Here is a 6,939-nt window from a genome sequence, read left to right on the forward strand (position 1 = left end):
TTTCACCACCTATTTGTATAACGTCTTTAAAATCATATAATTCTCTATATAAATAACACGCTTATAGACGCGCATGAACCATAATAAAATTGGATTCAATGTGTAATAATCCTTAAAATATGTATAAAAGCTATCCAACGTAATTTTACGCTTTTGCACCTCAGAACCAAAAGATTTATTAATACTTATCGAATGATTATGAATATAAGTCTCATCAATCAATAGCTTTGTCTTTAGTTTTCTATCCTTAAAATACTTGCCTATACAAGACTCTTCAAAGAATAAGAAAATATTTTCATCATATAATTTATCAGGCAGTACCTCTTCTTTTATCATAAAAAAGGAACCCTGCACACAATCTACTTCCACAACACCTTTTTCTAAATAGTCCTTAGAATACCACATAGGTCTTAATTTCTTATTTAAAACTTTGGATGAAAACAAGAAATAGTCCTTTAATGTAGGAACCATCCAAGCCTCTGGTAACTGTCTAGTTTTATCAGGCTGTAATGTCAAAGGAGCTACAATAGCCGTATCTAAGTCAAAGGCTTGTACCATTTTTAAAACAACACTCTCTTCAAATTCAACATCTGGATTCGCAATTAAGATATAATCGACTTTCCCTTTTAAATACTCAATACCCACATTATTGCCATAGCCATAGCCACCATTTTTACTTGATTGAATGACATGGACCTTTTCGGATTCTAAGGATTGTAGTTGATGAAATGAATCATCAGTAGAATAATTATCAACCACCACAATCAGATCTATGGATTTCATTTCTTTTACACGCAAGACAAAGTCTGTAGTGGTTTTATAATCATTGTAGTTTAATACAACACACCCAATCATGCATCGGCTCCAAAGAAATGATCTTCTAACATCAAGCACCAACAATGATATACAGGCAAGTGCAATTCTTGAATTCTATATGTTTCGGTTTCTGGCACCTTAACACAAACATTGGAAACCATATTTAATTCGCCACCTAATTCACCTGTTAAGCCTAGCACCTTAATTCCTAGTGCTCTAGCAACTACGGTTGCACTCATTACATTCTGACTGTTTCCTGAAGTTGAGATACCTAAAAAAACATCGTTCTTTTTTCCAAAGCCATATAATTGTTGGGCAAAGACACCTAAGCCATCTACATCATTGATGTAAGCCGTTGTTAAGGCTTCATGTGCCACCAAAGGAATGGCCATTAATGGTCTTTCTAAATTCTTGGATAGATTTTCACCACGAACAGGATCAATCTCAATTAATCTTTCCTTTAATTCATTCGGAATGGGACGAGGTGTTTTAAATCGTTTCATCAATTCTCCAGCAATATGCTCAGCATCCGCAGCCGAGCCCCCATTTCCAGCAATCAACAACTTTCCTCCATTTGTATAACATTCTTCTAATAATTCATATCCAGAAATAATATCTTCTTTGCATGCTTCTAATACAGGATATCGTTCAATCAATAAATCAATATGTTTCTCTAATCTTTTTTCTAACATAATCACAATATCCTTTCTATAATGTCATACAACGATTCTTCTTCCGTGACTCTTGCGGTTTTACATCCTGCATTTTCTCCTGCAAGAATGTCATTATCACTATCACCAATCATCCATGACTGGCTTAAATCAATATTAAAATCTGTAGAAGCCTGAATCAGCATACCAGGCTTGGGTTTTCTACAATCACAATCTATCTTTAATTCTACAATCTCACCCTCATAGCCTTTATGAGGATGATGTGGACAATAATAAATGCCATCCAAATACGCTCCATCTTGTCCAAGCAATGTTTCCATCTTATTATGAATCTTGTTCAATTCTAGTCTTGTCACTTCTCCGCGTGCAATAACAGGCTGATTGGTTACGACAATAGCTAAATAACCAGAATCATTAATTTTCTTAATGGCATTTGAAACATTCGGTAACAGTTCAAATTGATCAATATCTCTTAAAAAACCAACATACTTGTTGATTGTGCCATCCCGATCTAAAAAGATAGCCTTTTGTTTCTGTGACAAGTTTTTCGCCTGTACCCGACCGTCTTTAAAATCATCACATACCGCATAATATCTTTCTGGTGTTCCCATATCCTTTACATATTCTGGACTGTCATAACAATACATCTTTCCAGTGCCAGCTAAAGGTTTTAATAATTGGCGGTCTAAATCAATCTTCTGTGTATGAATTGTTTGATTCAAAACTTCCTTATTGATTACATGTAAACCTGCATTGACACGATTCTTGTAATATGTAGGTCTTGCATCTTCTTTAGCGAGCCATTGTTCAACTTGACAAGAGGCATTTGAAATAATTAGTCCACTATCATAAGGATGACTATTCGGATGTGTAAATAATGTCACTAAACCTTGATGTTGTTTATGGTAAGCTACAAAACGATTGAAGTCTACGTCAAACATCGCATCCGCATTTAATAATAGAAAATCATCACTTAATTGATCTTTAATTTTAAATAAAGCTCCTGCATTTCCCAAAGGTTCTTTTTCAAAATAGTATTCGATATGTACACCAAATTTACAACCATCCCCAAAATAATCCATAATAATATTTCCTAAATGAGAAACAGTTAATATCAAATCCGTAAAGCCTTGTTTTCTTAAACATTCGATTTCATGTTCCAATACAGGCTTTCCTTCAATCAAAATCATTGGTTTTGGAATATCCGAGGCAACACTAGTAATTCGCGTTCCCTTACCTCCAGCCATAATCACAACCTTCATTATGCTTCCTCCAATGGTGAATAATCTTCAGGACCATAATAGATTACCTGAGTTCCTGCATCCTCAAACTTAAACGGAATATACATTAAGTCTTTCATGGCTTTTTTGACTTCAATTTGTTTTTCTGGCTGCACATAGAAAACTAAGAAGCCTCCGCCACCAGCGCCTAATAGCTTTCCACCTAATGCTCCTGCACAAATTCCTTTTTCATACAGCTCATCAATATGGTTTGTAGATACCGATTTTCCTGTTTGTCTTTTTAACTTCCAGGTTACATCTAATAATCTTCCAAAATCATCAAGATCCTTTGATGTGTCTGTTAATATGGATTCTGCTTCATCCACAAGATTCAACATTTCTTTTAATTGTTTTTTCTTGCTGGCATCGTCTAATTGATTAGCTTTTTGTACATCACTCGAAAAACGTGTAAAGCCTGTAAAAAACATCATTAAATTATTATTTAGCTGCCTTTTTCTTTCGGGTGAAATGATAATAGGACGTACAGAGTAGCCATCCGCATTAAAATCAATACGATTAAACCCACCAAATGAAGCTGCAATCTGATCTTGCCAGCCTCCTGCTTCATCGCATAGAACTCTTTCTAAATAAATAGCTTCATCGGCTAATTTTTTCTTATCTGCATATTTGCCTTTTAAGGCATAGAATGCATTTAACATACCTACCGCAAAAGAAGAGCTTGTACCAAGTCCACTACGAGCGGGCAAATCCGCTTCATAAGTCAAACGAATTTCGTGCATATCCAACATCTTCATCGCATTACGTATAGCCGGATGTTCAATATCATCAATACGAGTGACTCTTTCTGTTTTTGAATAACTTAGTTCTGTAGAGTAATCAAAAAATCTTGGTAGATGTCTTACATTGACATAACAGTATTTATCAAATGTAGTAGAAAGGACAGAACCTCCATTTTCTTTAAAGAAAGCTTCCATGTCGGTTCCACCACCAAAAAATGACATTCGAAATGGTGTTTTTGTGATTATCATGTTCTCACCTCATATAATCGATCATATAATTCAATCGTTTTATCCCAGCTAAAATATTTTTCTACAAATTTTTTACTCTCAATCGATTTCTTTTCCAGCTTTTGTGGATCATCAATTAAATCTAAAATAGCTTGTTTAATTTCTTCATCTGTTTGTGCAAGAAGTAAAGTATTTCCATCTTCATCGATACCTTCTGCACCAATATCCGTTGTGATTACAGGCAATCCTAAACCACACGCTAATAAAACCTTTAATTTAATACCCGCTCCTAATGTCAATGGGAATACGGCCATTTCATTTTTAAGGATTTCATCCTCAATCTTGTCCACAAAGCCAGTAATATGAATGTTCTCGCATTCAAAGCTTTGCAGTTCATTACTAGGATGGGCTCCAATTATTGTTAATTGAATATCATCTCGATGCATCGACTTAAAGATTTGAATCAGGCGCATAGCCGCCAAATGATTTTCTTCACGCGCCATTTGGCCAATGAAACAAATAGATTTAGGCTGCTTTTCAATATTGGATTTCTTATCGAAATCCACTCCATAATATGGATTCATTAATTCTACATTATTTAAATCATAATATTCATGAAGCAATCTTTCATCCTTGGAATTGACTGCAATCACATGATCCGCTTTCTGACAATACGCTTTTTCGTATTTTGAAGCCTGTTTTAACTGCCACTTCCAAAATAATTTTTTAAATCCTGTCGCATCTTTTGACTTTCTTAAAAAGGATTGTCTTGTGACATCATGCTCTACAATATTAAATATCATATTCGGATACTTTTCTTTGATCCAAATATATTGTGCCATTGCCGTATATTCACAATGAATAGCTTCAATGTTTCTTTCTTCAATAATCTTAAGAAACTGCTTTTTAAATTCTTTGGAACTACGTGCCGAAAACATCAATGGCATATTTAAGTGTAATAAGCCTTGTTTGATACGATCCACATTGGAGATAGGAATGAAATAACTATTTTCAGAATCGTATTCTTCGGCAATGATTTTTTCTTCTAAAGGCATTGTTATGAATGATAAAACATAAACATCATGTTTTTTTCGTAATGTTTCTACTGTCTTTCCCATGCATACACCACCTGCATGATTTGTATGTAGGTTGGGTACATAGGGTGAAATATGCAATATATTCATAGTTACCTCCAATCAAAAAAAATGTGATTAAACACATTTTTATAAATCTAAAACTTTATCCAAAACTTCATAAAAACGTTTTTTCGTAAAATAAGTATTGTACAATGTCTGAATATTTTTTCTTCTTTGAAGCTGCACATCCATACCTTCTTGGCATACCTGTTTGGCAACTTGTTTTATATTGTCTTCTGTTATATTAAAACCAATATCCCATTCTGTACAAAATTCTTTTGTGTCTCCCTGAATCGTATTAATGATAGGAAGACCTGCACACATGTAATCCAATGATTTCATTGTTAGTCCAACCACAACGCTTGATTTCATCACGTTAAAGCCGTAATTACATTGATCAAAGATTTCCTGTTTGCGTTTAAAATCAAAGATTTGTTTGTGGTCAATCACATTGACACCCACACACAAAACATCTTGTATAAATTGTTCCTTCTTTTCTCCGTCCCCTATAATGTGCAACACACACTTCTTTTGTTGACTACATTCCCTTAAAAAAGAAGTAATCATAGGTATGTCTATAATATTATTGATAGATCCTAAATAACAGAATTGTAGCTCATCTTGCTCTAAATCTGGATTCATAGGCATGCAATCTTTATCAATCGACCAATATAAAACATTCCCACAATGCACATATTGTTTAAATAATTCACATTCACAGAACACATAATCTCCACTTGATAAATACTTATCGCGACGATTTTTCCAAATTTTAAAAGGCAACATCCATTCATATCGTTCAATAGGCATGGATTCTGGCCATAAATCAATAATATCAAAGGCTACTTTGACATTATGATGTTTCTTTTTATATTTTGCCATCTCTTTTACTAATGAATTACATGGAACAATGCAATGGATTAAATCAGGTTGAATATCTTCCATGGCTTGTCTTGCTTTTTTCGCAAATTCCATATGTGACAAAATTCTATCCACTGAAAGATTTTTATGGTATTCACGAACTGGAATCACAGCATCTGCATCGGCATTATATACCGCTTTTTTTCTATGCGAAAAATTTGAAGTCATCCCCTTTACTTCATACCCCCTTGAAGTATAGTAATTCTTCAATAACTGCACACGATCCAAACATGTATCAAACGCATATACCAATACAACAACCATGATTAACTCCCTAACTTATGTATGTTTTTCAAGAATAAGACCTTACAACTATCCCCTAGTTATTATCTTTATTGTGGATACTTCCTGTACCCCCTTCGACAACTCCATCGTGTCTTAACACGGAAAAAATTGTCATTAAAAAACATTTCACATCAAATGAAAAACTTAAATTTTTACAATACTCTCCATCCAATTTAGCCTTTACATCTAATTCTAGTTCATCACGTCCATTGACCTGTGCCCAACCAGTTAACCCTGGAAGTACATCATTGGCCCCATATTGATCTCTAAGTTTTACTAAATCATATTGATTCCATAGAGCTGGTCTTGGCCCCACGACTGCCATTTCCCCTTTAAATATATTAAACAATTGTGGAAGCTCATCTAAAGACGTTTTTCTTAAAAATTTACCAACACTTGTTATGTATTGATCTGGATTTTCTAATAAATGCGTAGGCATATCTTTTGGCGTATCAATACGCATTGTTCTAAACTTTAAAATATTAAAATAAGATTTATGAATCCCCACACGCTTCTGTTTAAAGAAAACAGGTCCAGGAGATGTCACCTTAATTAAAATCATTAACACAATCAAAAGTGGAGATAAAATTATGATTCCCGCTAAACTCATCAAAAAATCAAGTGTTCGCTTCCCATATTTTGAATACATAAATACACTCCCCTATAATAGTAGAGATTGACCCCTACCTCGAAAAGTATACCATATTCAAAACTATGAAACAAAAAAAGTTCATGTATTATAAATAAACATCATGAATTTTACCTTTATATAAAGATTAAAAACAAATTATGTTAAATTATCAAAAAACAAGGAACCTTGTCCTTGCCTGCATGTTTGATTTGTATCAAGATAAGAATTAAT

General features: G+C 33.8%; 7 protein-coding genes. All 7 read right to left on the reverse strand.

The features are described from left to right. Positions 1–9 precede the first annotated feature (9 nt). Genes DWY01_RS09755 through DWY01_RS09785 form a run of 7 tightly spaced genes read right to left on the reverse strand, consistent with a single transcriptional unit; the run spans position 10 to position 6,726 of the window. Entirely contained in the window at positions 10–855 is an 846-nt protein-coding gene (locus tag DWY01_RS09755; protein WP_117995938.1) for a glycosyltransferase family 2 protein, read from the reverse strand. Next, entirely contained in the window at positions 852–1,508 is a 657-nt protein-coding gene (locus DWY01_RS09760; RefSeq protein WP_117995939.1) for an SIS domain-containing protein, read from the reverse strand. The genes DWY01_RS09755 and DWY01_RS09760 overlap by 4 nt, the downstream gene beginning before the upstream one ends. A 2-nt stretch (positions 1,509–1,510) precedes the next feature. Continuing rightward, positions 1,511–2,749: an HAD-IIIA family hydrolase gene (locus DWY01_RS09765; protein ID WP_117995940.1), complete on the reverse strand. Its 1,239-nt coding sequence runs from the start codon at positions 2,747–2,749 to the stop codon at positions 1,511–1,513. Beyond that, positions 2,749–3,756, reverse strand: coding sequence for a kinase (locus DWY01_RS09770; protein ID WP_117995941.1), 1,008 nt, complete (start codon positions 3,754–3,756; stop codon positions 2,749–2,751). Before DWY01_RS09770 ends, DWY01_RS09765 begins: the two co-directional genes overlap by 1 nt. Beyond that, positions 3,753–4,919 (reverse strand): glycosyltransferase family 4 protein, encoded by a 1,167-nt coding sequence (locus DWY01_RS09775; protein ID WP_117995942.1) that lies wholly within the window; start codon positions 4,917–4,919, stop codon positions 3,753–3,755. Before DWY01_RS09775 ends, DWY01_RS09770 begins: the two co-directional genes overlap by 4 nt. A 39-nt stretch (positions 4,920–4,958) precedes the next feature. Continuing rightward, entirely contained in the window at positions 4,959–6,056 is a 1,098-nt protein-coding gene (locus DWY01_RS09780) for a glycosyltransferase (RefSeq protein ID WP_117995943.1), read from the reverse strand. 55 nt (positions 6,057–6,111) lie between these two features. Beyond that, on the reverse strand, positions 6,112–6,726 hold the full coding sequence (locus tag DWY01_RS09785) for a sugar transferase (protein ID WP_117995944.1): 615 nt from the start codon (positions 6,724–6,726) through the stop codon (positions 6,112–6,114). Between the last annotated feature and the right edge of the window lie 213 nt (positions 6,727–6,939).

The organism is Eubacterium sp. AF22-8LB (genome assembly GCF_003458715.1).
GTDB lineage: Bacteria > Bacillota_I > Bacilli_A > Erysipelotrichales > Erysipelotrichaceae > Holdemanella.

What these genes read in the sequence shown, in the direction of transcription:
- DWY01_RS09755 (WP_117995938.1), bottom strand. Translation starts at nt 855, where the DNA reads ATGATTGGGTGTGTTGTATTAAACTACAATGATTATAAAACCACTACA.
- DWY01_RS09780 (WP_117995943.1), bottom strand. Translation starts at nt 6,056, where the DNA reads ATGGTTGTTGTATTGGTATATGCGTTTGATACATGTTTGGATCGTGTG.
- DWY01_RS09760 (WP_117995939.1), bottom strand. Translation starts at nt 1,508, where the DNA reads ATGTTAGAAAAAAGATTAGAGAAACATATTGATTTATTGATTGAACGA.
- DWY01_RS09775 (WP_117995942.1), bottom strand. Translation starts at nt 4,919, where the DNA reads ATGAATATATTGCATATTTCACCCTATGTACCCAACCTACATACAAAT.
- DWY01_RS09770 (WP_117995941.1), bottom strand. Translation starts at nt 3,756, where the DNA reads ATGATAATCACAAAAACACCATTTCGAATGTCATTTTTTGGTGGTGGA.
- DWY01_RS09765 (WP_117995940.1), bottom strand. Translation starts at nt 2,749, where the DNA reads ATGAAGGTTGTGATTATGGCTGGAGGTAAGGGAACGCGAATTACTAGT.
- DWY01_RS09785 (WP_117995944.1), bottom strand. Translation starts at nt 6,726, where the DNA reads ATGTATTCAAAATATGGGAAGCGAACACTTGATTTTTTGATGAGTTTA.